General features: G+C 39.4%; 24 protein-coding genes. 3 read left to right on the top strand and 21 right to left on the bottom strand.

The annotated features are described in order from the left end of the window. Positions 1 to 182 precede the first annotated feature (182 nt). The 7 genes from HY841_00005 to mnmH all read right to left on the bottom strand — a co-directional run bounded on the left by HY841_00005 (position 183) and on the right by mnmH (position 5372). On the bottom strand, positions 183 to 791 hold the full coding sequence (locus tag HY841_00005; protein MBI4929114.1) for a hypothetical protein: 609 nt from the start codon (positions 789 to 791) through the stop codon (positions 183 to 185). Between the two features lie 227 nt (positions 792 to 1018). Then, complete coding sequence (locus HY841_00010) at positions 1019 to 1720, bottom strand: hypothetical protein (GenBank protein MBI4929115.1); 702 nt, start codon at positions 1718 to 1720, stop codon at positions 1019 to 1021. Positions 1721 to 1733: 13 nt separating this feature from the next. After that, positions 1734 to 1973: a hypothetical protein gene (locus HY841_00015; GenBank protein MBI4929116.1), complete on the bottom strand. Its 240-nt coding sequence runs from the start codon at positions 1971 to 1973 to the stop codon at positions 1734 to 1736. Positions 1974 to 2125: 152 nt separating this feature from the next. Continuing rightward, positions 2126 to 2290 carry a hypothetical protein gene (locus tag HY841_00020; GenBank protein ID MBI4929117.1) on the bottom strand — a complete coding sequence of 55 codons (165 nt, stop codon included), beginning with the start codon at positions 2288 to 2290 and terminating at the stop codon, positions 2126 to 2128. Between the two features lie 187 nt (positions 2291 to 2477). Further along, entirely contained in the window at positions 2478 to 2924 is a 447-nt protein-coding gene (locus HY841_00025) for a hypothetical protein (GenBank protein MBI4929118.1), read from the bottom strand. Positions 2925 to 3184: 260 nt separating this feature from the next. Next, positions 3185 to 4279, bottom strand: a complete 1095-nt coding sequence (gene selD, locus HY841_00030; protein MBI4929119.1) for a selenide, water dikinase SelD — start codon at positions 4277 to 4279, stop codon at positions 3185 to 3187. Beyond that, on the bottom strand, positions 4266 to 5372 hold the full coding sequence (gene mnmH / locus HY841_00035) for a tRNA 2-selenouridine(34) synthase MnmH (GenBank protein ID MBI4929120.1): 1107 nt from the start codon (positions 5370 to 5372) through the stop codon (positions 4266 to 4268). The genes selD and mnmH overlap by 14 nt, the downstream gene beginning before the upstream one ends. 52 nt (positions 5373 to 5424) lie before the next feature. On the opposite strand from mnmH, the gene HY841_00040 reads away from it, so the two are divergent. Beyond that, positions 5425 to 6924 carry a DUF2079 domain-containing protein gene (locus HY841_00040; protein MBI4929121.1) on the top strand — a complete coding sequence of 500 codons (1500 nt, stop codon included), beginning with the start codon at positions 5425 to 5427 and terminating at the stop codon, positions 6922 to 6924. Here HY841_00040 and HY841_00045 read toward each other — a convergent pair. Then, positions 6911 to 8365 carry a T9SS type A sorting domain-containing protein gene (locus HY841_00045; GenBank protein ID MBI4929122.1) on the bottom strand — a complete coding sequence of 485 codons (1455 nt, stop codon included), beginning with the start codon at positions 8363 to 8365 and terminating at the stop codon, positions 6911 to 6913. The two genes, HY841_00040 and HY841_00045, sit on opposite strands and share 14 nt — an antisense overlap. 82 nt (positions 8366 to 8447) lie before the next feature. Here HY841_00045 and HY841_00050 point away from each other — a divergent pair, with 82 nt between their 5' ends. Next, positions 8448 to 9098, top strand: a complete 651-nt coding sequence (locus HY841_00050; GenBank protein ID MBI4929123.1) for a phosphatidylserine decarboxylase family protein — start codon at positions 8448 to 8450, stop codon at positions 9096 to 9098. Here HY841_00050 and HY841_00055 read toward each other — a convergent pair. Together HY841_00055 and HY841_00060 are read right to left on the bottom strand one after the other, a co-directional pair. Further along, on the bottom strand, positions 9093 to 10640 hold the full coding sequence (locus HY841_00055; protein ID MBI4929124.1) for an FAD-dependent oxidoreductase: 1548 nt from the start codon (positions 10638 to 10640) through the stop codon (positions 9093 to 9095). The two genes, HY841_00050 and HY841_00055, sit on opposite strands and share 6 nt — an antisense overlap. Before the next feature lie 30 nt (positions 10641 to 10670). Next, on the bottom strand, positions 10671 to 11459 hold the full coding sequence (locus tag HY841_00060) for a PhzF family phenazine biosynthesis protein (GenBank protein ID MBI4929125.1): 789 nt from the start codon (positions 11457 to 11459) through the stop codon (positions 10671 to 10673). 106 nt (positions 11460 to 11565) lie between these two features. On the opposite strand from HY841_00060, the gene HY841_00065 reads away from it, so the two are divergent. After that, positions 11566 to 11877 carry a hypothetical protein gene (locus HY841_00065; protein MBI4929126.1) on the top strand — a complete coding sequence of 104 codons (312 nt, stop codon included), beginning with the start codon at positions 11566 to 11568 and terminating at the stop codon, positions 11875 to 11877. Positions 11878 to 11928: 51 nt separating this feature from the next. On the opposite strand, the gene HY841_00070 is transcribed toward HY841_00065, so the two are convergent. From HY841_00070 to HY841_00120, 11 genes are all read right to left on the bottom strand, one after another. Continuing rightward, the gene (locus tag HY841_00070; protein MBI4929127.1) at positions 11929 to 12423 is read right to left on the bottom strand and encodes a hypothetical protein; all 495 of its coding nucleotides are present in this window, start codon (positions 12421 to 12423) and stop codon (positions 11929 to 11931) included. An 8-nt stretch (positions 12424 to 12431) separates the two neighbouring features. Beyond that, positions 12432 to 13079 carry a uracil phosphoribosyltransferase gene (gene upp, locus HY841_00075; GenBank protein ID MBI4929128.1) on the bottom strand — a complete coding sequence of 216 codons (648 nt, stop codon included), beginning with the start codon at positions 13077 to 13079 and terminating at the stop codon, positions 12432 to 12434. Positions 13080 to 13082: 3 nt separating this feature from the next. Beyond that, the gene (locus HY841_00080; protein ID MBI4929129.1) at positions 13083 to 13997 is read right to left on the bottom strand and encodes a hypothetical protein; all 915 of its coding nucleotides are present in this window, start codon (positions 13995 to 13997) and stop codon (positions 13083 to 13085) included. Next, positions 13994 to 15238: a polysaccharide deacetylase family protein gene (locus HY841_00085; protein MBI4929130.1), complete on the bottom strand. Its 1245-nt coding sequence runs from the start codon at positions 15236 to 15238 to the stop codon at positions 13994 to 13996. Before HY841_00085 ends, HY841_00080 begins: the two co-directional genes overlap by 4 nt. Positions 15239 to 15252: 14 nt before the next feature. Beyond that, positions 15253 to 16404 carry a UDP-N-acetylglucosamine 2-epimerase (non-hydrolyzing) gene (wecB, locus tag HY841_00090; GenBank protein ID MBI4929131.1) on the bottom strand — a complete coding sequence of 384 codons (1152 nt, stop codon included), beginning with the start codon at positions 16402 to 16404 and terminating at the stop codon, positions 15253 to 15255. 101 nt (positions 16405 to 16505) lie between these two features. Beyond that, positions 16506 to 17198, bottom strand: coding sequence for a DNA repair protein RadC (gene radC / locus HY841_00095; protein MBI4929132.1), 693 nt, complete (start codon positions 17196 to 17198; stop codon positions 16506 to 16508). A gap of 136 nt (positions 17199 to 17334) precedes the next feature. Further along, complete coding sequence (gene rpsT / locus HY841_00100) at positions 17335 to 17589, bottom strand: 30S ribosomal protein S20 (protein MBI4929133.1); 255 nt, start codon at positions 17587 to 17589, stop codon at positions 17335 to 17337. Positions 17590 to 17652: 63 nt separating this feature from the next. Further along, positions 17653 to 18795 (bottom strand): aminofutalosine synthase MqnE, encoded by a 1143-nt coding sequence (mqnE, locus tag HY841_00105; protein ID MBI4929134.1) that lies wholly within the window; start codon positions 18793 to 18795, stop codon positions 17653 to 17655. A 71-nt stretch (positions 18796 to 18866) separates the two neighbouring features. Further along, the gene (locus HY841_00110; GenBank protein MBI4929135.1) at positions 18867 to 20180 is read right to left on the bottom strand and encodes a T9SS type A sorting domain-containing protein; all 1314 of its coding nucleotides are present in this window, start codon (positions 20178 to 20180) and stop codon (positions 18867 to 18869) included. A gap of 368 nt (positions 20181 to 20548) precedes the next feature. Further along, positions 20549 to 22465, bottom strand: a complete 1917-nt coding sequence (locus HY841_00115; protein ID MBI4929136.1) for a tetratricopeptide repeat protein — start codon at positions 22463 to 22465, stop codon at positions 20549 to 20551. Between the two features lie 94 nt (positions 22466 to 22559). Beyond that, on the bottom strand, positions 22560 to 22739 hold the full coding sequence (locus HY841_00120) for a T9SS type A sorting domain-containing protein (GenBank protein MBI4929137.1): 180 nt from the start codon (positions 22737 to 22739) through the stop codon (positions 22560 to 22562). Positions 22740 to 22776 lie beyond the last annotated feature (37 nt).

Consider the following 22776-nt stretch of genomic DNA (forward strand, 5'->3'; position numbering starts at 1 on the left):
ACTGATGTTACGCAAATACATTTTTACCGCAGAGTTCGCTGAGGTTTTACGCAGAGAACCGCTGAGAATACAAGATTGCATTTTCTCTGCGGCTCTCCGCGTGTTGTTTTCTCTGTGTTCTCTGCGGTTAATTGCTTTTCTGCGTAACATCAGTTAGTTATTATAAGTGTTTCGACAACTCTTTATTTAATGGTGTATCTTATTGAAAATGCTCCATCGCCAAAATGGTTGGCTCTGCCAATAAAATCAAAAGATGGTTTGAGGTCTATGCCAATTGTGAAAGGGATTTCTTCAAATTGATATTCTAAACCAAGTATTCCATCAATTCCTGCAACCGTATAATTGTCTCGGTAACCTGTTGCATGCCATTTACCCTTTTTATCGTAGTATCCACCTCCTGCATAGCCATAGTAACCGTAGTAACTGCCATTATAAAATCCAACGTGAGCCCCCAATCCGTAAAACCAGTCTAATCCTTTTACTTCCGGAAAAGGTTTATGAATTTCATATAATCCTGTTATACGAATTCCACCATACCCCCAGCCTCTGCTTACTATTCCTTCAATAGCTTTGTTGCTTTTTATAAAATGTTTAATGGTAATACCTCCTTCAAATCCGCCTCGCAGCCCGATGCCTGTTTGATAACCGGATTGCCCGCCTTCAGAAGAGGATGAGTTGCCGTTTTTCTTTTTGTCCTTATCTCCTTTTGAGCCTTGCGCAAAAGTGTGTGGGCTAAAAGTTAATGCTGCTGCGGTAAATAAAACAGCAAAGGTCTTTGTAAGTGTTGTCATAGGTTTTATTTTTTCATTTTCTTTTTCTGCCCTTGGGAAGAGGCGGATTAGATTTGCCCAATTTTAACCCTCCTCTCCGCCACAGTTCCCGCAGGCAATACCCTAAATCCCAAAAGGAAATAAAGTCCTAAATTCCAAATTCCAAGTCCCAAATTCCAAGTGAACAGCCGATGTCGGCTGCTTCTTTGGACTTGGTACTTGGGGCTTGATGCTTGGGACTTTCATTTTTACGAAATGGTTATCTGCATTAAATCTGTCCATGGCGAATTGAATTTGGAATCGCTTTTATGTTTCCATCGCACATAGCAATAGAATTTTTTCCCCTGATTATCCATGTCGGCATCTACCTTAAAATGGGCTTTGCTGGATAGTTCTTCGGCATAGCCGGTTTTATTGGGGTTGGTGGGAGGGGGCGCGGTTTTTTCAAGTGCCCACCAGCGCAGTTCTACGTTATAGCCCTTGAGCATGCTGGGGCGGGTTTGGTCTTTATCTCTGCGGCACTCCACATCAATGATGGCGCCTCCATCGTTTTTCAATTTCACCAGGGGCGAAGTGGTGCCGTGAACGGGCGAGGGCGTTTCATCTTTTGGCAAAATGCCCATGCGCACTTTTTCGCCTCGCGGCACTTGGTCTTCATACCTTATATACTGGTTGACGAATTTGCGCAGGTATTTTTCCAATGCTTTGCGCGCCTCTCGGTGGTCATCCACATCGCCTGCATCGCGGTTCTTTTTTTCCTGGGCTTTGTCATACAGTTTTTGATACTCGTTCCAGAGTTCGCTGAGTTTTTTGAACTTGGCTTCGGGTATTTCCCATGCTTGCCAGTTGATGATTCCTTCTGTGCTTTGCAGCAGAATTTTGATGAGGGTTTTGATGAAATTGTAAAAGTCGTCATCCCGCTTGGGGATGTATTCTTCATTGCGTGACATAATTTGTTTGGTTTTAAAGGTTATTGTTTGATTTTTGATTAAATTTCATTGCTTTTGGTATGGAGGAGTACACTCCCCGTATGGAGGAGTACACTCCTCGTATGGAGGAGTACACTCCTTGTATGGAGGAGTACACTCCTTGTATCGAGGAGTACACTCCTCGTATGGAGGAGTACACTCCTCGTATGGAGGAGTACACTCCCCGACTTGAGGAGAACACTCCCCCTGTTGTGTTTGCTTCTTCTGCTGTCATATTTTTTCGGTTTCGGCTTATATTCTGGCGGTTACGGGTTGTGTTTAAGCCAAAGCCCCCTCTAACTCCCCCGAAGGGGGAGGATTTGGGCGCACTGATTCCCCCCTTCGGGGGGCTGGGGGGCTTGAATTTTCGGTAGAGCATGTTAGTTATTAGTCATTAGTTTTTTTCCTCTCTTGCTTTAATCGCTCTCTTTGAAGCATGTTGTCTAACTGGCGGTCTGTAATTTTGAACATGTGTTTGATTGCCTTTCTTTTTATGCGTGCTTTGTGCCAGCTTAAAATGCGCTGCTTTTGTTCTGTGGTAAAGGCACTCATGTTTTAATTTTTAATTTTTAATTTTTGATTTTCTTCTTTTGCTATTGCTATTTGTAACGTCCGCAATTAAGTTAATTACCCATTTGACGTATTTAACTTTTTAACGTGGGCATCTTAAAATGTTTTTTGGAATTTAGACCAGCGAAGGTTTTGTGTTGCTGAACTTGCGTGTTGCTTCGATGAGAAATTATTTTTCTTCGTTCTTGTATTTGAGCGTTCCCCAAAATAGTTGAGTGCTTCCTTTTGCAAACCACTTCATGCTTCCTTCAATCGTATCGCTCTTCACGGTTCCCAGCCAGAATATTGCTTGTCCGTTCAGCAAGTTAATATTGTCGGCAGCAAAAGCGATACCTTCAGTATCTGCTTTTACAGAATAGCTGCCCGGAGCAAAAATATAATCCTTGCTCATTACTTTTGAACTTAACTTGCCGCCAATAAAAGTGAGTTCGTCCTGCTGTGGAGCGCCTGTCTTTTTTCCGTCAGGCGAATAGTCATAAACCTGAATGATAAATGTTTTTCCTTCCAGCGCATTTTGAGTGTTTTGCATTTTGGTTTGTGCGTCCGAAGTTGCAGCAAGCAACAGAATAAGAACGGTTGTAAGAATGAGGTGGCTGGTGATGTTTGTGTGTGTCATGGCTCATAGGCGCTTAATTACCCTATTCAACGTATATATGCTAACAGAAGTTCCCGGAATTTAGACAAGCGCACGGTTTCAGCAGACGAACCTATGCTTTGCTTCGTTGAAACCCGTAGGATATACCATCGGTAGTCAGGTTTCCGAAAAATGAAAAAGTCCCAAGCATCAAGCCCCAAGTTCCAAGTCACAAGAAACAGCCAGCATCGGCTGTTCCCTTGGAATTTGGGGCTTGGAATTTGGAACTTGGGACTTCAACGTCAGTAAACAGCTACTATTGGGGAATCAGGCATTCTTGCCTTTTGCCTGCATATGCCGAAAGGATGAAGATCGAGATGGTGTTTTTTTGTAAACGATATAAATTCATCTTCATAGCCGGAATCCACCGCCACCAAAAGCCCTCCGCTTGTTTGCGGGTCGCACAATGTTAAAAGGGATTCAGTTCCAATTCCACTCACTTTATGTTCATAGCTTTTCCAGTTGCGCATGGTGCCATCAGGATAAATTTTTTCAGAAGCATAATGGGAAATGTTTTTCAGCAGCGGGATTTTAGAGTATTCAATTTCTGCAGAGAGGTTGCTTCCTTCACATAGTTCAATCAAATGCCCTAGCAACCCGAACCCTGTTACATCGGTCATTGCTTTCACATAATCCAACTTTCCGAATTCATAGCCGAGAGAATTGAGTTGAGTCATTGACCTCACTGCTTCTTCAAAATCTTTTTCAATCACCGCTCCTCGTTTGTGCGCGGTGGTAATCATTCCTACTCCGAGGGGTTTCGTCAAAAATAATTTGCAGCCTTCTGTGGCGGTTGAATTCTTTTTGATATTTTTTATATCCACTTCTCCCGTTACCGCTAAACCAAAAATCGGTTCAGGACTGTCAATGCTGTGCCCGCCTGCGAGAGGAATGTTTGCCTGCGCGCAGATTGTTCTGGCACCCTCTAAAACTTTTTGCGCCACTTCAGATGGAATTTTATTGATGGGCCAGCCGAGAATCGCTATAGCCATTAATGGTTTTCCTCCCATTGCATACACATCGCTGATAGAATTTACAGAAGCGATCCTGCCAAAATCAAAAGCATCATCCACAATCGGCATGAAAAAATCTGTGGTAGATATTATTGCTCTTCCGTTTCCAATGTCGTAAACAGCGGCATCGTCTTTGGTGTTGTAGCCAACAAGAAGTTGTGAGTTATTGAGTTGAGGAGTTGTTGAGTGAAGAATTTTTTCAAGTATGTTCGGAGCGATTTTGCATCCGCATCCGGCACCGTGAGAGAACTGTGTGAGGCGAAAAAGCCCCTCTCTTGTCTCCCCGAAGGGGAGAGGATTTATTTTTGTGTTATCTGATTTCATTTGCTATTACTTTCTCCTTCCCTTCGGGAAGGGAGGGATGGGCTTTTAATATTTTCTTTGCATTTAGATTTGCATTCGCACTTTCACATTCCACCACAAACACATCTTTAAAATTTCTTTTCTCGTGATTATAATTGTATGCTTTGTCATAATAGGTAAGCGTGATGTCGGCCACTTCGCGCAAGTTTCCTTTTTCCAATTCTTCCAGCGCTTGTTTTGCATGCTGAGGTCCGAGTCGTTTTTCAATTTTTAAAATGCAATTTGCTAATTCTTCTCTTGAAAATTTCCCATAATCATTCATCAATCGCTCTATACGTTCTTGTTTCGGAATATTCACACGCATGATTGGCGCCTGCTTCATCTTTTCCCAAATCGGATTTGGAAGCTGGCAGGTGCCAATGCTTCGCGATTCATCTTCCAGCCATATTCTTTTTGAAATATCAAGATGAGAAAGTGCATGCGATAAATTATTTTCAAACTGCTCCTGTGTTGGCTGTGGCTTTTCTCCGAGCGAACCGAATGCGGAACCCTTGTGATTTGCCAGCATTTCTAAATTAATAATCTGTTCACCAAGCAGGAAGAGATTATTTAATATTTCTGTTTTGCCGCTTCCTGTTTCTCCGCCAAGAATTATTATGTTCGCTTCGCTTTCAAAACTTTTCAAAACAAAGTTACGGTAAGCTTTATATCCTTTTATAAGTGTATGAGTTTTGTATCCGTATACATTTAAAAGATGCGCAAAGTTTTCACTGCGCATTCCACCGCGCCAGCAGTGAACCAAAATGGTTTCAGGTTGATTGTCATTCTGAGTCCCGCCTTTGCGGGATGAAACTCCGCGAAGAATCTCTTTTGTCTTTTGTATAAAGCCAGAAAGTTTCGGTCCGACTAATTCAAGACCAATTTCAATTGCTTTCTGTCTGCCGGTTTGTTTGTAAGCGGTACCAACTTTCGCACGCTCATCGTTATCAAACAAAGGAATATTATGGGCGCCAGGAATATGTCCCTGCTCAAACTCTGCAGGAGAGCGCACATCAATCACGGTGAATTCATTCGCAAGTTTTATGAACTCTTCTATGTTTAAAGGAACATTCATGTTCTAAAAATATACTCCACGAATTTATCTATTTTTAGCAAAGGTTTTACAAATGAGAAAATTGTTTTTATATCTGGCTTCTGTCAGGCAAGTTTCAATATCCCGCCTGCAATTAATCACCGTAATTTTTTTTGCAGTTATTTATTCGCTTCTTTCATTAGTCAATCATTATAATTTCAGAACCTACGCGTATGATTTGGGATTGATGAATAATGCGATGTATGATTATGCGCATTTTCGTTTCAACAACTGCACGCTTATTCAGCCCGAATTGAAAAATTATCTGAGCGAACATTTTGAAATCTTCATCATGCTTCTTTCCCCGTTCAGTTATATGTTCGGAACTTATACGCTTTTAATTTTCCAGATAACATTTGTTTTGTTTGGTGGATTTGGCGTTTACAAATACATAAAAGAAATTTCCTCCAGCGATAGAATTTCTTTTCTGGCACAATTGCATTTTTATTTTTTCTACGGAATTTTCTCAGCGCTCAATTTTGATTTTCACAATAACGTCATTGGAGCTATGTTTGTTCCCTGGTTTTTTTATTTCTTCCATTTGAGAAAATGGAGATGGGCCGTTTTATTTTTTGTTTTTCAGATTTCAACAAAAGAGAACATGCCGCTGTGGATGGCGTTTGTCTGCGCGGGAATTTCTCTTTTATATTGGAAGGAAAAGCCATTGAGATGGATTGCATTTTCTTTTTCGATAATGGCTTTTGCTTATTTTATTCTCGTAGTAAAATTTGTAATGCCCGCCCTTGCAAATGATGGCGAAGCGTATGTGCAGATCCGTAGCAATTATTCTGTACTTGGTGCAAACATGAGTGAAGTGATGACAACTTTTTTTACAAAACCGGTTTATGTTTTTAAATTATTTTTTTTAAATCAAACTAGTAACTACCTCGGAGATTATCAAAAAATGGAATCCTGGATTTTTGTACTGTTGTCGGGAGCAATTTTATTTCTTTTTCGTCCGCAGTTCATGGTTATGCTCATGCCCATCTTCGTTCAGAAAATGTTTCACAACGATTTTCTCAAGTGGGGATTGGCGGATCATTACTCGGTTGAGTTTGCTCCCATCTGCAGCATAGGCGCTTTTTATGTGATTGGAAAACTCTATGATGAGAAGTGGAAAACATATCTTGCCTATGGATTTGCTTTTCTTTCCCTTGTCATGTCCATCAGAAGTTTTGACCGCTCATACACTTACTTTGACCGCGACCGTCACCGTATATACCAAATAAGGCATTACAAAAAGGATTATGATGTGCCTGAAGCAAACAATGCTTTAAAATTAATTCCCGGTGATGCAAAAGTGAGTGCGCAGTCCTCTTTTATTCCCCATCTCGCGTTCAGGGATTATATTTATCAGTTTCCTGTTGTCAATGATGCAGATTATGTGATTTTCTCCTACGAAGAAAATCCATATCCGCTCTCAAAACAATCATTTGTTGTGCAAGCAACAATGCTGATGAATGCTGATGAATGGAAAAAAATTTATGAAAAGAATGAGATGGTGATATTGAAAAGAAAAACTATTTCGAAATAATAATTTTCTCTCTTGCTATTCCTTCCTCGAAAAGGATTTCGAGAAGATAAACTCCTTGTGGCAGTGACGAAATATTCACTTCAGAATTATAAACTATATTTTCAGATTGGAAAATATTTTGTCCAACTAAATTATAAATTCTGATTGCAGAAGCCTGAAATTTTGAATTGGAAATATGCAACCTTCCATTTGAAGGATTCGGGTAAATCAGAAAACCATCCTCTTTTTCAGAAATTTCGTTAACTGAAACAAAGGAATTAATGGATGTGTTATAATCCCCATTCCTGTTTGTTTTAGCAATAAAAATGTTATCAGGACCTGTTCCAAAAGTTGCTGTAAATCCAACAAGCGCATAGCCGGAATCAGCTGTTTGAACAAAATCATATCCTTCATCATCATTGATTCCGCCAAATGTGTGCACAAAGGGAAACCAACTCCACATAATCTCATATTTAAGAAGAACTATTTCCTGACCGCCCAATCCGCCAATATCAGAATTCATGATGAATACGATGGTGTCATCATCCGTTTCGCGGATGCGAGTGATTGATTTGTTGCTGCTGGAAGGTGCATCGGTATTTGAAAACACAACAGCACCAGTTGAAGTGGTTTTCATGAAATGAAATTTTTCAGTACCATTTATAACTGAATGCCCGCCCAGCAAAAATCCTCCGTCAGCGCAAAGCGCTACTGAATTACAAATATCATCTCCAGCGCCTCCAAAATTCTTTTCCCATTTTTTAGTTCCTGCAGAATCTGTTTTCACAAGGTAAAAATTTGCATCGCCACCATCGTTTGTTATGTAGCCGGCAAAAATATATCCGTTATCAAAAGTCTGGTGCACTTCTTTCCCTGCTTCTTTATTGCTAATACCAAAATTTTTCTCCCACAATAAATTTCCCGCTGAATTTGTTTTTACCAGATATGCCTGACTGTTATTTCCGAAACTGTAAGTTTCACCGCATAAAATATACCCTCCGTCATTTGTCTGCTCTGCCCAATAAGCAAAATCCCAGTCACTTCCTCCAAACGTTTTTTCCCATTGAAGAATGCCTAGAGAATTTGTTTTTACAAGGTAGGCATCGTAGCCGCCTGCCCCGAAACTGTTGGTATATCCGCAAATTACGAAACCAGAATCTTTTGTCTGCTCAACCGAAAAGCAATTTTCAATATTAATTCCTCCAAAAGTATTTTGCCATTGGTATTTTCCTGCACTGTCAATTTTCAAAAGATAAAAATCCGTATTGCCCATTCCATAGCTGCTGCTGGGTCCGCATACAATATATCCTTTATCAAATGTTTGTGCAATGCCTCTGCCACGATCGTACTGCTCTCCGCCATAAACGGCTACCCATGTGCCTGATTGTGCATGGCATATGTTTGTCCCGATAACTATCGGGAGCAGGTGGCAGGTGGCAATCATCAGCAGGGAAAATCTCATGATTGAAAATTTCTTACTTTCGAAAAACTTTGACACGATTTTTTTTGAAGAATGAATAACCAAAGGTAATAAATTAGTTTTTATGATTCATAAGGAAGGAATTCCCAGCATTTTTTTAACGATTGTTTTTATTGCTCTGCTTAATTCGGTAATTTATTTTTTTGGTGGCAATGAAATAGCAAAATGGATTGGCTATTCTGTTTCAGGATTTTTTCTGATTATTATTTTGCAATTCTTCAGAAACCCTTCACGAAAAGTGATTCTCAATGAAAACCATATTCTTTCTCCCGCTGATGGAAAAGTGGTGGTGATTGAAGAGGTGATGGAAGAAGAATATTTTCACGGCAAACGTTTGCAGATTTCAATTTTCATGTCGCCTTTTAATGTGCATGTGAATCGTTATCCAGTGAGCGGACAAATTTCTTATTATAAATATCACCCCGGAAAATATTTGGTGGCATGGCATCCCAAATCATCTACTGAGAATGAGCGCACAACCGTGGTCGTAAAAAGTGAGCAAGGAAGTGAAATTTTTTTCCGCCAAATTGCAGGTGCATTAGCCCGCAGAATAGTTTTTTATGGAAAGAAAAATGAAACCGTGAAGCAGGGAGAACAATGTGGCTTCATAAAATTTGGTTCGCGGGTGGATGTGCTTCTGCCTGTTGGCACAAAATTAAATGTAAAACTGAATGATATGGTAACTGGAGGTGAGAGCGTAATTGCAGAGTTATAGATTACAATACTTCACAGCCTCCGCGCATCGTTCTCCATCCATGGCAGCGCTTACAATTCCTCCGGCATATCCGGCTCCTTCCGCACAGGGAAATAATCCAGCGAGTTGTGTATGCATGAGAGTTTCAGAATCTCTTGGAATTCTTACAGGAGATGAAGTGCGTGATTCCGTTGCCACCAGAACGGCTTCGTTGGTAAAATATCCTTTCATCTTTCTTCCAAAATCTTTCAGCGCAAACTGAAGCGCAGAAGAAATTTCTTTTGAAAGAACAGAGTACAAATCAGCAGAAGCAACTCCGGGTAGGTAAGAGCATTTGGGAAGCGATGATGAAACTTTTTTATTTACAAAGTCTGCCATGCGTTGTGCGGGAGCTTTCAAATTTCCTCCGCCCAACTCAAATGCTTTCTTCTCCACATCCTGCTGATAACGAAGCGAGGCAAGCGCTCCGTATTTTGAGAATTTTGAAAAATCTTTTTCATCCACGCTCACCACAATTCCTGAATTGGCAAAAGGATTGTTTCTTTTTGAAGGAGACCATCCGTTCAACACAACTTCTCCGGGTGCGGTGGCAGATGGCGCAATGATTCCGCCCGGGCACATGCAGAAAGAATAAATTCCTTTATTATTTTGCTGGCTTACCAGCGAATAAGAGGCAGGAGGAAGAAATTCATTTCTTGTTTCACAATGGTATTGTGCCGAGTCGATAATGCTTTGCGGATGTTCAATTCTCACGCCAAGGGCAAATGGTTTTGCTTCAATCTGAAAATTATTGTTGTGGAAATATTCGTAGATGTCCCGGGCTGAATGCCCTGTGGCGAGAATTACTGCATCGGCTTTAATCGAATGCTTATTTTCATTTAAATTACTTTTAACTTTTATTCCTTTGATTGTATTTCCTGATAAATCAAAAGAAATAAATTTTGTGTTGAACAAAATTTCTCCTCCGCATTCAAGAATGCTTTTTCGAATATTTTCAATTATGCCGGGAAGTTTGTTTGTGCCTATGTGCGGGTGAGCGTCAATGGCAATATCGGTATGCGCGCCAAACTGTATAAATGTTTCAAGAATCTTTTGAATATTACCGCGTTTGCCTGAACGCGTATACAATTTTCCATCGGAATAAGTTCCGGCACCGCCTTCGCCAAAACAATAATTGGAATCTGGATTAATAATTCCCTGTTTGTTTATTACTGCAATATCTCTTTTTCTGTCTTTTACATTTTTTCCTCGCTCAATAATAATTGGTTTGAAGCCGAGTTCAATTAAACGCAATGCGGCAAACATTCCTGCTGGCCCGCATCCAATGATTACAACCGGCTTTGCAGAAGAAATATTTTGAAGGTGGCGCCCTTCAATTTTTTTATCAGGAAGTTTTTCATTTATTGAAACAGAAACAAACAACCGCACTTTTACATCGCGCGCACGCGCATCAATGGAGCGTTTGTTAATGGAGAAAAAAAGAGAGTCGGAAGAAGACAGTTTTAATTGTCTTCTGATAGTTGCAGTAATTCTTTGTTCGCTGGCTGCCTCTTCAGGCGGCATGGCGAGTTCTATGGTTTTCAAATAAAAATATTATTCGTTGATTTCAATTTCTCCTCTCAAATACAACTTCGCCTCTCCTGCAATTTCAACCCGGCCGCCAAGAAGTTTACATTTCAAATAACCTTTTCTTTTTGATAACTGCAGAGCGCTTAATTCTGTCTTTCCAAGTTTTGCACTCCAGTAAGGTGTGAGCGATGTATGTGCAGAACCTGTAACAGGGTCTTCATCAATTCCACATTTCGGAGCGAAGAAGCGGGAGACAAAATCACAGGTCTTTCCTTTTGCAGTTACAATCACTCCGCGTGCTTCAAGTTCGCCAAGCTTTCTGAAATCGGGTCTGATTCGTTCAATCTGTTCCTGTGTATCATACACAAGCATATAATCGGTTTTCCCTTTATACACTTCAAGAGGAGTTGTGCCCAGAGCAACAATCAACTGCTGTGAAAGATTTGTTTTTTCCATTTTGTCTGCAGGAAAATTCAGTGTAAGCAGGTTGTTTTCTTTTCTTACCGTTAGTTTTCCGCTCCGCGAATCAAAAGTTATTTCATTTCCTGAAATGGGTTGTTCAAGAAAAATTACATGAGCTGTGGCAAGTGTTGCGTGTCCGCATAAATCAACTTCTGTGTTTGGCGTAAACCATCGAATGTGAAATCCATTTTCCTTCTTTACGAAAAAGGCAGTTTCTGCAAGATTATTTTCATGGGCAATGTTTTGCATCATTTCATCAGCAAGCCATTCGTCAAGCGGACAGATAGCGGCAGGGTTTCCTCCGAAAAGATGATTTGTGAAAGCGTCAACCTGGTATATCTTTATTTTCATCTTAACAAATTTTAACAAAAGTATCAGATATATCAATCATGCCGAGGGAAGTTTTGATTATCTTTGGTTTTGTAAAACGAAACATAAACACTTAAATATTTTATCCATGAAAAAATTATTTTTTACGCTCGCTCTTACAGGATTTATTGGAGCAGCTGGCATTAACACCGTTTGTGCAATGACTCACGCAAAAGTTATTGTAAAGGGCGGTGAAGAAGACAAAAACAAAAAGAAACACAAAAAAGATTGCAAGAAAGATGGCAAGTGTTGCTCGAAAGATGCTGCTACTGCTACTGCCGCAGATAAAAAGGCATGCAGCGAAGAAAAATCAGGTGCTAAAAGTTGTTGCCATAAAGGAGCTAAAACAACTACATCTGAAACAAAAACAGATGTAAAGAAGGTTGAAGAAACAAAATAATATTTTTCATTATTTTTTTAAAACCCGCTTGGGAAAATCCTGGCGGGTTTTTTATTTTGGCAAATGAAGGTATTGTGACAGTCTCAGGTATTGAGCAAGCCCGTTAAGAGCTGCCGACCAGATAAGAAGTGATGCAAAAAGAATAATCATATTTTTTAATTTTCCCCTGTAAATCCGATGGATGACAAAGGTGCCGATTGGAATCGAAATAATGGAAGGAGTAATAAGGGCTACGCCCATTAATCCAAATCGCATTTTTGTTTTAATGATGAATCGGGTTGACCATTTGAACCTCTTAAGTAGCCTTTCATCTTTCTTCACTGATTTACGGAAAAAGTTTTTAATTTTTTTCCAAATAAAAGCAATGCCATCTCCGATGAATGTAAAAACTATTATGCCGAATATTCCTCCTGCTGTAGTGATGCCAAAAGCTTCTTTAAAATCAAACCCATAACGTTCGGCTTCAAAAGGTGCGATAAGAAATTTAAGGCTCGCTATCAAAGCGACTTCCAGAACTTTCAGCAGGTGAATTACATTCTCATCCATACATCGCATTAAATTTTTTCTCCGAAAGATAAATCGCCTGCATCGCCCAGTCCGGGAACGATGTATGCCTGCGCGGTGAGTTCCTCGTCAATGGCGCAAGTCCACATAGTTACATTGTTCGGCAGATGTTTTTGCACATACTCAACTCCCTGTGTGCTGGCGATGATGGAAGTGATATGAACATTTTTCGGACGACCATTTCTCAGAATTGCTTTGTAAACAAGTTCAATGGATTGCCCAGACGCGAGCATCGGGTCACAGAGGATGAGGGTTTTTCCATTCAGGTCGGGACATGCCATATATTCCACCTGCACATCAAAACTTCCATCCTTGCGGTGTCTTCGGTAGGCAGAGATAAAAGCATTTTCTGCTTTGTCAAAATAATTTAACAGACCTTGATGGAAAGGTAATCCTGCTCTCAAAATAGTTGCAATCACGGGCTGTTCTTTCAAAACATTCATCTCGGAAATTCCAAGAGGAGTAGTGATTTCTTTTTTCTCCCACAAAAGTTTTTTTGAAATTTCATAGGCGCAGATTTCTCCAACGCGCTCCACGTTTCTGCGGAAGCGCATGCTGTCTTTCTGAATCGTTTCATCCCGCATTTCAGAAATGAACTGATTTAGTAGCGAATTTTCTTTTCCCAGTTCAATAACCATACATTATCCTTTTATCCATTTAATAATTTTCGGCAAATTATTTTTTCTTATCTGTAAATATACAGTTTCCCTTGAGCCGAATCCTTTGTAAAATCTTGCAAGTCCCGGTAAGTTTGATCCTTCAAAATCAAGAATTATTTTCTCATTTGTATGTTCTCGGATGAATTTGTCAATCAAGAAAAACATAGCTCCAGTTTTTTTTGCTTGCTGGTTCGTGGCGGAAAAAAGAAAAATGGCTCGGTTGTTTTTGATGAGCCAAACAACTCCTGCGCACAATTTATTTTCTCTGGAGAAAGTTCCACACACTTCTGCATGACCTTTCTGCATGCAAGTATTGATTAGGTTTGAAAGCACCTTGTAATTTTTGTCTGTCAGATTATTTATCTTTTTTCCCGCATTTTTTCTGAAGATGCTGATTAAGTCGGCAGGAGAAATGTTTTTCTGAAGACATACTTCATGCTTGACTGCTTTTTTGATATTGCGTTTTGTGTCTTCAGAAAATTTTTTGCGAAGTGATTCATACGATGAATCCATCTGAAGTTCAATATTAATATTCTTCTTTATTTGGAATCTCGGCAACTCAAATGTGTTTTGAGTATTAAGATTAATCTCCATGAATTTATATTGATCAGGAATAGCATTTAAAAATTCTTCCACGTTTTCTCTGAATATATTTTGTTTTGAAAAAACCCCCAATTGCTGTGCGAAGTAAGGAGGATACAAATATTCTATTCCATATTTTTTTCCTGCAGTCAGTGGCATCACGGCATTGTAATCATCTTCAACAAGGGCTTCCCAGTTGGGGCAGACAATATCCAAATACCACGAGTATGCATAAATAAGTGTATTCACAGAATTGCTAATGCATTCATCCCATTTCTTTTTGTCAATCTCCTTATGTTTCAGGTAGTGAATCATTGAGCAATCTGAATTATTTTTTCATAAATTTCTTTCCATCCTTTCCATTCTCGCCAGTCGCTGAGCGTTTCATTATGCCAGATGGTAATAAATTCTCCATTCACATTTTTTATTTCCTGAACAATTTGTTTTACTTTTTCTATTGCCACTTCAGGTGAAAGCTTCAGGTAATTATTTAATGTGCCATCCATTACTGCAAAGGGATGAATAGTGAGATTTGTTTCTTCTTCTTTCTCTAAATCGTAAAACTTATAAGGCGTGCATATTCCAGCTCGAAAACCGATTTCATCCGCAAAACCCATTGTGTAGTCATCTGTAATTCCGGCAGCAATAAGATTTCTGCATGTCTGCGGAAATTTCAGCATTAAAAAATGCTGACGACTTTTTGTAACGTTCCCGTTTTTTATTTTTTCTAATCTTCCTTTTTCTATTTTTATTTTCTCTGGATTCTGGTTGGAGGCAAATGATGGATGAATACCTGTTTCACTTTTTTGAGAAATATTTTTTATCAGTGTCTGCATCAATGGATGGGTATGCGGAAGGTTTTTATCGTTTGTAGCCCAATCTCCGAGCAGAAAAAAATAAACAGGTTTGAGATGATATTTTTTGTGAAGTAAAAACTGCAAATCGTAAGTATCATATGGGTCGCTTTCTTTTCCTGCCAGAACTCTTTTTCTTTTTGAAAAATCATCCATATCAGATTTTATCAACGCCTTTGCGTATCCGCCCAATTTTCTTGTCGCGTTTTTTCCAAGATAGGCGTAGGCATTGTCAATGTCAATAGTTGGAGTGTATAAATACTTTTTTACGGGGAAAGAAAAATCAGGATAGCGAACAGCAATATTTTTCCGAATTTCTTCTGCACAGATATTTACTAATGGTTTTTGCAGAAAATTATTTTTAAATGTAAGAGATTGCTTGGCTGAAAACCTTCCGTATTTATCTCCTTTAAACAGACTGTATTCTTCGTAGCGTGTAGCAAGGAAAAAAGAAAGGGCGAACGAATCAGTCGGCAGTTCAGTGATCCTTCTTAGCCCTGATTCAAAAAGCAAACCACTGCTTCGGAAAAACACTTCATCAGAAATTTGTTTGATTGTATAGCTGATTTTTGCCCCAGAAAATTTTTTAAATCTGTCAGCATCAGTAGTTATTTCAAAATTAATTTCTAAAACAGATTTGAAAATCAGATTGAACGCGTATTTAACACGATTGGTTTCCTGATGTGTGTAGATGAGAAGCATCGTAAATGGAACGATTAACTTTTAGAAAAATTCTTCACGATTTCTTCGCAGATGAATTCGGATGCATGACCGTTCCCGAATAGGGGTGGGAAAACGAGGTCCTTTTTATTTCTGAACTGTGTAAATGCAAATAGAATTTTTTGCTCGTCAACATCCGTAAGGATGGCGGTGCCGCTTTCCACAAGTTCAATCCATTCTGTTTCCGGGCGCAGAATGATGCAGGGTTTTTTAAAGAAGAACGATTCTTTCTGAACTCCTCCTGAATCGGTGCAAACGAGCATGCAATTTTTTTCCAGCACAATCATTTCAAGGAAAGAAGCGGGAGGCATCAGCACAAAATTCGGATTGGAGCGCATGGCATCATACACTTCTTTCCGCAGATTGCTTTGCAGCGCTTTGGAAGTTCTCGGGTGAAGCGGAAGAACAATCTTCAGTTTGTTTTTTTTCGAAATCGTATTCAGCGCAAGAAAAATGGAAGCGAACCGTTCGGGGTTGTCTGTATTGTTATCGCGGTGAATAGTGGCGAGAATATAATTGTTCGCAGTCAGTTCATACTGTTTGAGAATATCAGATTTCTTTTCTGCCAGTTGGGAAAAATACAATGCGTTGTCATACATGATGTCTCCGCAGTGATAAATTTTCGGATTATCTGCCGTGAACGGGCGCTGGTTGAATTCCGGGAATCCTTCCTTAAGAAGATTTATGTAACCCATTTTTGTAGGAGAAAAGAGAAGGGTAGAGCAGTGGTCGCAAACGATGCGGTTAATTTCTTCGGGCATGGATTTGTTGAAGGAGCGCAGCCCCGCTTCAATATGTACTACCGGAACATGAATCTTTGAAGCCGCTACTGCTCCGGCTAAAGTGGAATTTGTATCACCATATAACACCACACAATCAGGTTTTTCTTTCAACAATAGATCTTCAATGCCTGCAATCATAGTAGCTGTCTGTTTTCCGTGAGAAGAGGAGCCGACCGAAAGATTATAATCTTCTTTTGGAATTTCCATTTCATCAAAAAACACCTTTGACATATTATCGTCATAGTGCTGACCGGTGTGCACAATCACTTCCTTTATCTTATCAGAAAATTTATTTCGTATGGCACGACTCAGCGCTGCAGCTTTTATGAACTGTGGACGAGCTCCGATGATGGTGAGAATTTTAATCATATGCCCATCCTAAATCCTTCCCAAAGGGAAGGACTTTAAATAATTTTTACGAATGTACAAATTCTTCTCCTCCCCTTTGGGGAGGTTGGGTGGGGCTTTCACATCAATCCCTCATCTGCAAAACTAAAATACCCCGTATCAGAAAATATAACATGATCAAGAATAGGGATTTCAAGATAGATTCCAGCTTCTTTTATTTTTTTTGTGAGCGAAATATCTTCTGCGCTTGGTTTGAGATTTCCTGAAGGATGGTTATGGCAGAGAATGATGGAACTTGCCAGATGTTCCAGTGCGATCTTGAAAATAATTTTCGGGTCAACTACTGTTCCCGAAATTCCACCGCGGCTCACAAATTCTTTTCTGATGACGGAATTAGACCGGTTCAGCAGGAGTAAATGAAATTCTTCATGAGGCAAATCCATAAACTGCGCACGGAAAATTTCAAATGTATCCTTGCTTGAAATAATTTTTTCCCGCTTCAGTGTTTCAGTTTCTTTTCTTCTTCTTCCAAGTTCAAGTGCTGCAACTATAGATATCGCTTTTGCTTCTCCGATTCCTTTGAACTTCATTAAATCCTGAACAGAAAGTTTTGCGAGTTCGTTCAAATTATTTTCAAACTGTGAAAGAATTCTTTTCGCCAGTTCAACTGCGGTTTCGTTTTTTGTTCCTGAACCGATGAGAATGGCAATGAGTTCTGCATCGGTGAGAACATGCCTTCCTTTCAGAAGAAGTTTTTCACGCGGACGGTCTTCCTCCGCCCAGTTTTTTATCGTTAATGTTTTTTCTTCCATCACCCCTCTCTTTCTCTCCCCAAAGGGGGGAGAATCATTACTACTGTTTGCTAAAGTAAAAAACCCCTCTCAAATGAGAAGGGTTTTTGTATTTTCTTTATTCCTCCCCTTCGGGGAGGTTAGGTGGGGCTTCTTATTATTTTAATGTGTTAACGTGTCTTGTAAGTTTCGACTTAAGATTTGCCGCCTTGTTTTTGTGAATGATGTTGTTCTTTGCGAGTTTATCCAGAAGAGAAGAAGCTTCAATTAAATCTGTTGAAGCGCTCTTTCTGTCTTTGTTCAGGCGGATTTTTTTTACAATTATTTTCACCGCATTCTTGCGGATACGGTTGCGTGAGCGTTTTGCTTCGCTGGCGCGATTGCGTTTTTGTGCTGACTTGTGGTTTGCCATTTTTTACTTTGTTGTTAAGCTCCGAAGGAGTCCCTTTGGGAGGAGGCGAATATAGAGATATTTTCAATTCGTTACAGGGGAAAGTGAATGGTCTCGGATGACATTATATAAGGTATCGCGTTCTGCCGGAATTCTTTTTGCCTGAGAAATCAAGTCAATAATTTGTTCGGTTGTCATGGATGGATTTTGGTCTTCGGCTCCTGCCATGGAATAAATTTTTGTGGAATCATTTATGGTTCCGTCTAAATCATCTACTCCGAATTGAAGGGAAAGTTGCGCGGTGTTTTTTCCTATCATGGGCCAATACGCTTTGATGTGCGGAAAATTATCCATGTAAATTCTTGCCACAGCATAGTTTCTCAAATCCTCTATCACGCTTACTTCGTTCATGTGCGACATCTGGTTGTTCGCATTTCTGAATTTCAGCGGGATAAAACAATTGAAGCCCTGCGTTTTGTCCTGAAGTTTTCTCAGCCGCTCCATGTGGTCAATGCGGTGTTCAAATTTTTCAATGTGCCCGTAAAGCATGGTTGCGTTGGAATGAATGCCCAGCGTGTGCGCTGTTTCATGAATCTCCAGCCATTGGTCAGAGGTGCATTTGTCTTCGCAGATTTGTTTTCTGATTTCATTATCAAAAATCTCCGCGCCTCCTCCGGGAATGGAATCAAGCCCGTGCTCTTTCAGTATTTTCAAACCATCAGCATAAGAAACTTTTGCTTTGCGGAACATGTATTCCAGTTCCACCACTGTAAATGCTTTTATGTGCAAGTCTGGCCGGAAAGATTTTATCTGTTTGAGCAGATTGGCGAAGTAATATAAATCCATTTTCGGGTGAACGCCTCCAACAATGTGTACTTCGGTAATGTCCTGCTTGTGGTTCTTCACCATATTCAGCATTTGTTCATCTGTCAGTTCCCAGGCATCGGCATCGCTTTTTTGTTTCAGCAAACGCGAATAGGAGCAGAACTTGCAATCGAACACGCAGAGGTTGGTGGGCTCGATGTGCAGGTTGCGGTTGAAGTAAGCATACTTGCCGTTCTTCTTTTCCCGAACGTGATTGGCAAGCATTCCAAGAAAACCAATCTCGCCTTCCTTATATAACAGAATTCCTTCTTCCGCAGAAATTCTTTTCTCTGCAAAAACTTTTTCTGCAATTGCGCGAAGATGCTTTGGTGATTTTTCTAATAGGGTCAGAAGGTTATTCATCTTTCGCAAAAGTAAAATAAAAAAGCCCTGACGTTTCTTGTCAGAGCTTTTTCAATAGAAAGAAAAATCTATTATCTGTTAATCACCACCTTTTTGGTAATGGTTCCTTCTGAAGTTTTTATCTGGAAAAGATAAATTCCATCCGGATTGCTGCTCAAATTAATTTTTGCTTCTCCGGATGCGGGAACATTTAATTTCTTTGCAACCACTGCTTCTCCAATCGCATTGTAAACTTTCACATCCATTGAATTGATGTTTGACAGGGTAGTGATTGAAAATTCTCCTGTTGATGGATTGGGGTAGATGGAAATATAATCGTTTAAAGAAATCTCGTTCACTCCAACGGCTGAGCAATTGGTGGCAGCCGATGTGTTCAGTCCGCTTCGTGATGAAAACAAACAGGCCTGCACTCTTGCTTTCTGCCCTGCGGTGAACATATACATGCAGGCATCATCAGTGTAGTCCATGTAATTCATCCACATAAAACCGGGCGAAGCAGTTGCGCAAGCATCTGTTTTTACGGTTCCGGCAGCCCAGCAAGTATAATTTTCTGATGCCTGATTGGGCGTGTCTGTAACCTGATCGCTTCCCGTGCAGGCGCTTCCGTCATCTCCCCAAATGTGGTAAAGATTTAAATAATGTCCTACTTCGTGCGTGGCGGTTCTTCCGAGGTTATACGGAGCAATTCCGCAGCCGGCAGAGCCAACCATGTAGGCATAATTAATTACAACCCCATCAGTGGCAGCGGCACCGCCCGGAAACTGCGCGTATCCTAAAAGCCCGCCTCCGAGATTGCAAACCCATATATTCAGATATTTGGTTCGGTCCCAAACGTCATACCCTCCTTGTGCGGTATATTTTACAGCATTGTTGGTGGAGAAAGAAGTAACAGAGGTTGAAGTTCTGGTGATGCCGGTTGTAGCAGCGCCTGCAGGATCTTTTGTGGCAAGGCAGAAATTAACTTCGCAATCTGCCACCAATGCCGCCCACCCCGGCTGAGTTACTTTTGTCCAATCGGTATTTAATTTTCTGTAATCGGCATTCAGCACTGCCAACTGTGCATTCAGGCAGTTATCCGAAACATTCTGAGCCGCTGTATTATAAACCACATGAAAGACAACGGGAATGGTGTAGAGCGTAGATTGAGTGGTTGGATTTTTTTTATTCTGTTGAATAATCCGCTGAGTTTCTACTTCCATTTCTGCCATGCGTGCTTCCAGTCCGGGATCTTGTTGTTTCAGCATTTCAAGGTTTTCCATAGTGCTGCACCGGATGTGCCCCGAAGGGCTTAGCGTGGTGGCAATAATGGTGCTTTGAGCAAATGCGCTTTGGCAGGCAATCATTACAACGCACGAAACAAGTGAAGTGAGTAATGTTTTTTTCATAGTGTTTTTTTTTGATGCAGACGGATTGAAAAAGATTCATACGGATAACATCCGTTTACATCTGTTTTTTAATCTGTTTGCATCTGTTGTTTTGAGAGAGTAAAGGTAGTAACTCTGAAATAACAAACAAATAAAAAAGTGTTTTTTTTTATTGGGGGGTATTCAACCCTCAAATTAAGAATGAAGGAGAAATAAAAAGAGAGGTTTTGTGAAAATCTTTGCCTCAGCACCACCACTTTCTTGAAACAATGCCTTTTTCTGTAATTATCCGAACAAAATAAATTCCATCAGGTTGGGGAAATATCACTTACAAGTTGCAGATTGAACTGCTTTTATATAGGAGATAATGAATTATCATCATAGGTGCATTATTTCCCGCATAATTTTCCCAACTGTTCTTTTGCCGCAGTGTTTCCGAGGGTAATCGCTTTCCGTAAATCCGTACATCCTCCATCTTTATCATCTAAATTAATTTTTACCAACCCACGATTGAGGTATGCATTATCATAATTAGAATTTAATTCAATTGCCTTGTTGAAATCCATAATAGCCAATTTAAGTTCGGAAACATTAGCCAATACACTACCACGATTAAAACGTACATCAGCAGAAGTATCTCCCATGACAATACAACTATTGAAGTCTTTAATTGCATTTTGAAAATCACCGGAATAGAATTTAGCTTTACCACGCCAGTTTATAGCTTCAAAGTCAATCTTTCCATATTCAATTGTTTTGTTGTAATCTTCAATTGCCCCTTTGAAATCTCTAATATAAGCTTTCGCATTTCCACGATTGAACAAAGCAGTTGTATCGTGCGGATTATGTTTAATGGTTTGGTTGAAATCTTCAATCGCGCCATTATAATCTCCCAAAATAACTCTTATCGCTCCCCTGTTCGTATACGCTCTGTCATATTCTGGTCTCATTTCGATTGATTTATTAAAATCAATTATGGCTTTTTTATATTCATTCAAATCTTTGTATGCAACGCCACGATTATAAAACGCAACGTAGGAGTCATCGTATTTTTTCAGCACATCCGACCAAACCGTGATACTATCTCTAAAGACCTTGCAGCGATTGAATGTATTGACAGAAAGAATCAAAAGATAAACTGAAAATATTGCAGTGAAAATATTCTTCGATGTTTTTTCCTTTGAACATTTTTCAAATAGTGCAGCGAGAAGAATAAAAAAACCAATTGAAGCGATATAAACATAATGCTCATTGATTATGGAATAGCTATTGGGAATTATCTGAAGGACAAGAGCTATATTAATGATGAAAAACATGAGTCCAAAGACAACCATCTTTAAAATCGAATCTGTTGTTTTTATTTTCCTGACAAGCAGAATAAAAAAACCGATAACAAAAATCAAACAGAGCCAATAATAAAAAGGAAATCCGTTCACAAGATCAGGATAAGGATGAATTATGGAAAGGTTAATTGGTGCAACAAGCAGCATGCAGTATTTAGTAAAACCATAAGTAGCAACAAAAATCTGATTAGTCCAAGATGTGGCTTCAAGTGTTATATCTGGCGCCCATGAGGATGTATTAAATACGTGAACTACTACCAAGCCGAATAAAAGGGAAAGAACAAAAAACGGAATTTTTTCAATAATTACTTTTTTGCTGAATATATTTCTTGAATAAAACCAATCAATCGCTATTAAAACAAAAGGAAGCATTACTGCCTGCCCTTTTGATAAGAGTGAAAAAATGAAAGCTATCAGTCCGATGATTAAAAATTTCTTACGATTACTCATAAGGTATTTCAAATAGAAAATCAGAGTAAGCAGAAAAAAACTTGCATAAAGAATATCTCTCCGACCTGCAACATAAGCCACAGATTCAACTTGCATGGTATGAATAGCAAAAAGCAAAGAAACTATCAATGCAGTCTCTGTTTTTTTGAAAAGCAACTGGATAAAGAAAAATACCAATGAAATATTCACTAAATGAATAAGGACATTTACTAAGTGGTAAAGAAACGGCCGCATTCCGGCAAAATAATGAACAATGGAATGTGACAGTGCTGTAAGAGGAACATACATAGGATGATGTTCTCCTTTTAAAAAAGAATGTAAAACATTTTCTTTCGTAAGTTCAAGATATTTATTGCTTGTTATATAGGGTTCATCATCCCAATTATTAAATCCGTTTTTAAGAGAGGGAAAGAAAGCAATGAATGCAAAAAGAAGGATGAGGAAAAGTAGGAGAAACTCTTTTTTGGCGAAGAAGTTTTTTTCGCTTGAGGTTTCTTGAATTGCTTTAATCATACCGCAAAGTAAGACAAAGTATTTTACATTCGCTTGATGACGTTCTGGTGAGAACGCATATGATGAAGGGGTATTGTAATTGAGAAGAAAATCATTACCTCATCACCACCACCTTCTTTGAAATAATTCCCTCGCTGGTGTTGATGCGCACAAAATAAATTCCATCGGGTTGAGAACTCAAATCAATTTGAAGATTTGAAGATGAGTTAATTTGAAAATGATTATTGTAGAAAATCTTTTCTCCATATACATTATAGATTTCAATACTCTTCATTTTCAAATTCTCAAATTGACCCATCTTCAAATTAAAC

It is taken from the genome of Bacteroidota bacterium (genome assembly GCA_016213405.1).
Lineage (GTDB): Bacteria > Bacteroidota > Bacteroidia > Palsa-948 > Palsa-948 > Palsa-948.

What these genes read in the sequence shown, in the direction of transcription:
- HY841_00005 (MBI4929114.1), bottom strand. Translation starts at nt 791, where the DNA reads ATGACAACACTTACAAAGACCTTTGCTGTTTTATTTACCGCAGCAGCA.
- HY841_00010 (MBI4929115.1), bottom strand. Translation starts at nt 1,720, where the DNA reads ATGTCACGCAATGAAGAATACATCCCCAAGCGGGATGACGACTTTTAC.
- HY841_00015 (MBI4929116.1), bottom strand. Translation starts at nt 1,973, where the DNA reads ATGACAGCAGAAGAAGCAAACACAACAGGGGGAGTGTTCTCCTCAAGT.
- HY841_00020 (MBI4929117.1), bottom strand. Translation starts at nt 2,290, where the DNA reads ATGAGTGCCTTTACCACAGAACAAAAGCAGCGCATTTTAAGCTGGCAC.
- HY841_00025 (MBI4929118.1), bottom strand. Translation starts at nt 2,924, where the DNA reads ATGACACACACAAACATCACCAGCCACCTCATTCTTACAACCGTTCTT.
- selD (MBI4929119.1), bottom strand. Translation starts at nt 4,279, where the DNA reads ATGAAATCAGATAACACAAAAATAAATCCTCTCCCCTTCGGGGAGACA.
- mnmH (MBI4929120.1), bottom strand. Translation starts at nt 5,372, where the DNA reads ATGAATGTTCCTTTAAACATAGAAGAGTTCATAAAACTTGCGAATGAA.
- HY841_00040 (MBI4929121.1), top strand. Translation starts at nt 5,425, where the DNA reads ATGAGAAAATTGTTTTTATATCTGGCTTCTGTCAGGCAAGTTTCAATA.
- HY841_00045 (MBI4929122.1), bottom strand. Translation starts at nt 8,365, where the DNA reads ATGAGATTTTCCCTGCTGATGATTGCCACCTGCCACCTGCTCCCGATA.
- HY841_00050 (MBI4929123.1), top strand. Translation starts at nt 8,448, where the DNA reads ATGATTCATAAGGAAGGAATTCCCAGCATTTTTTTAACGATTGTTTTT.
- HY841_00055 (MBI4929124.1), bottom strand. Translation starts at nt 10,640, where the DNA reads ATGCCGCCTGAAGAGGCAGCCAGCGAACAAAGAATTACTGCAACTATC.
- HY841_00060 (MBI4929125.1), bottom strand. Translation starts at nt 11,459, where the DNA reads ATGAAAATAAAGATATACCAGGTTGACGCTTTCACAAATCATCTTTTC.
- HY841_00065 (MBI4929126.1), top strand. Translation starts at nt 11,566, where the DNA reads ATGAAAAAATTATTTTTTACGCTCGCTCTTACAGGATTTATTGGAGCA.
- HY841_00070 (MBI4929127.1), bottom strand. Translation starts at nt 12,423, where the DNA reads ATGGATGAGAATGTAATTCACCTGCTGAAAGTTCTGGAAGTCGCTTTG.
- upp (MBI4929128.1), bottom strand. Translation starts at nt 13,079, where the DNA reads ATGGTTATTGAACTGGGAAAAGAAAATTCGCTACTAAATCAGTTCATT.
- HY841_00080 (MBI4929129.1), bottom strand. Translation starts at nt 13,997, where the DNA reads ATGATTCACTACCTGAAACATAAGGAGATTGACAAAAAGAAATGGGAT.
- HY841_00085 (MBI4929130.1), bottom strand. Translation starts at nt 15,238, where the DNA reads ATGCTTCTCATCTACACACATCAGGAAACCAATCGTGTTAAATACGCG.
- radC (MBI4929132.1), bottom strand. Translation starts at nt 17,198, where the DNA reads ATGGAAGAAAAAACATTAACGATAAAAAACTGGGCGGAGGAAGACCGT.
- rpsT (MBI4929133.1), bottom strand. Translation starts at nt 17,589, where the DNA reads ATGGCAAACCACAAGTCAGCACAAAAACGCAATCGCGCCAGCGAAGCA.
- mqnE (MBI4929134.1), bottom strand. Translation starts at nt 18,795, where the DNA reads ATGAATAACCTTCTGACCCTATTAGAAAAATCACCAAAGCATCTTCGC.
- HY841_00110 (MBI4929135.1), bottom strand. Translation starts at nt 20,180, where the DNA reads ATGAAAAAAACATTACTCACTTCACTTGTTTCGTGCGTTGTAATGATT.
- HY841_00115 (MBI4929136.1), bottom strand. Translation starts at nt 22,465, where the DNA reads ATGATTAAAGCAATTCAAGAAACCTCAAGCGAAAAAAACTTCTTCGCC.
- HY841_00120 (MBI4929137.1), bottom strand. Translation starts at nt 22,739, where the DNA reads ATGAAGAGTATTGAAATCTATAATGTATATGGAGAAAAGATTTTCTAC.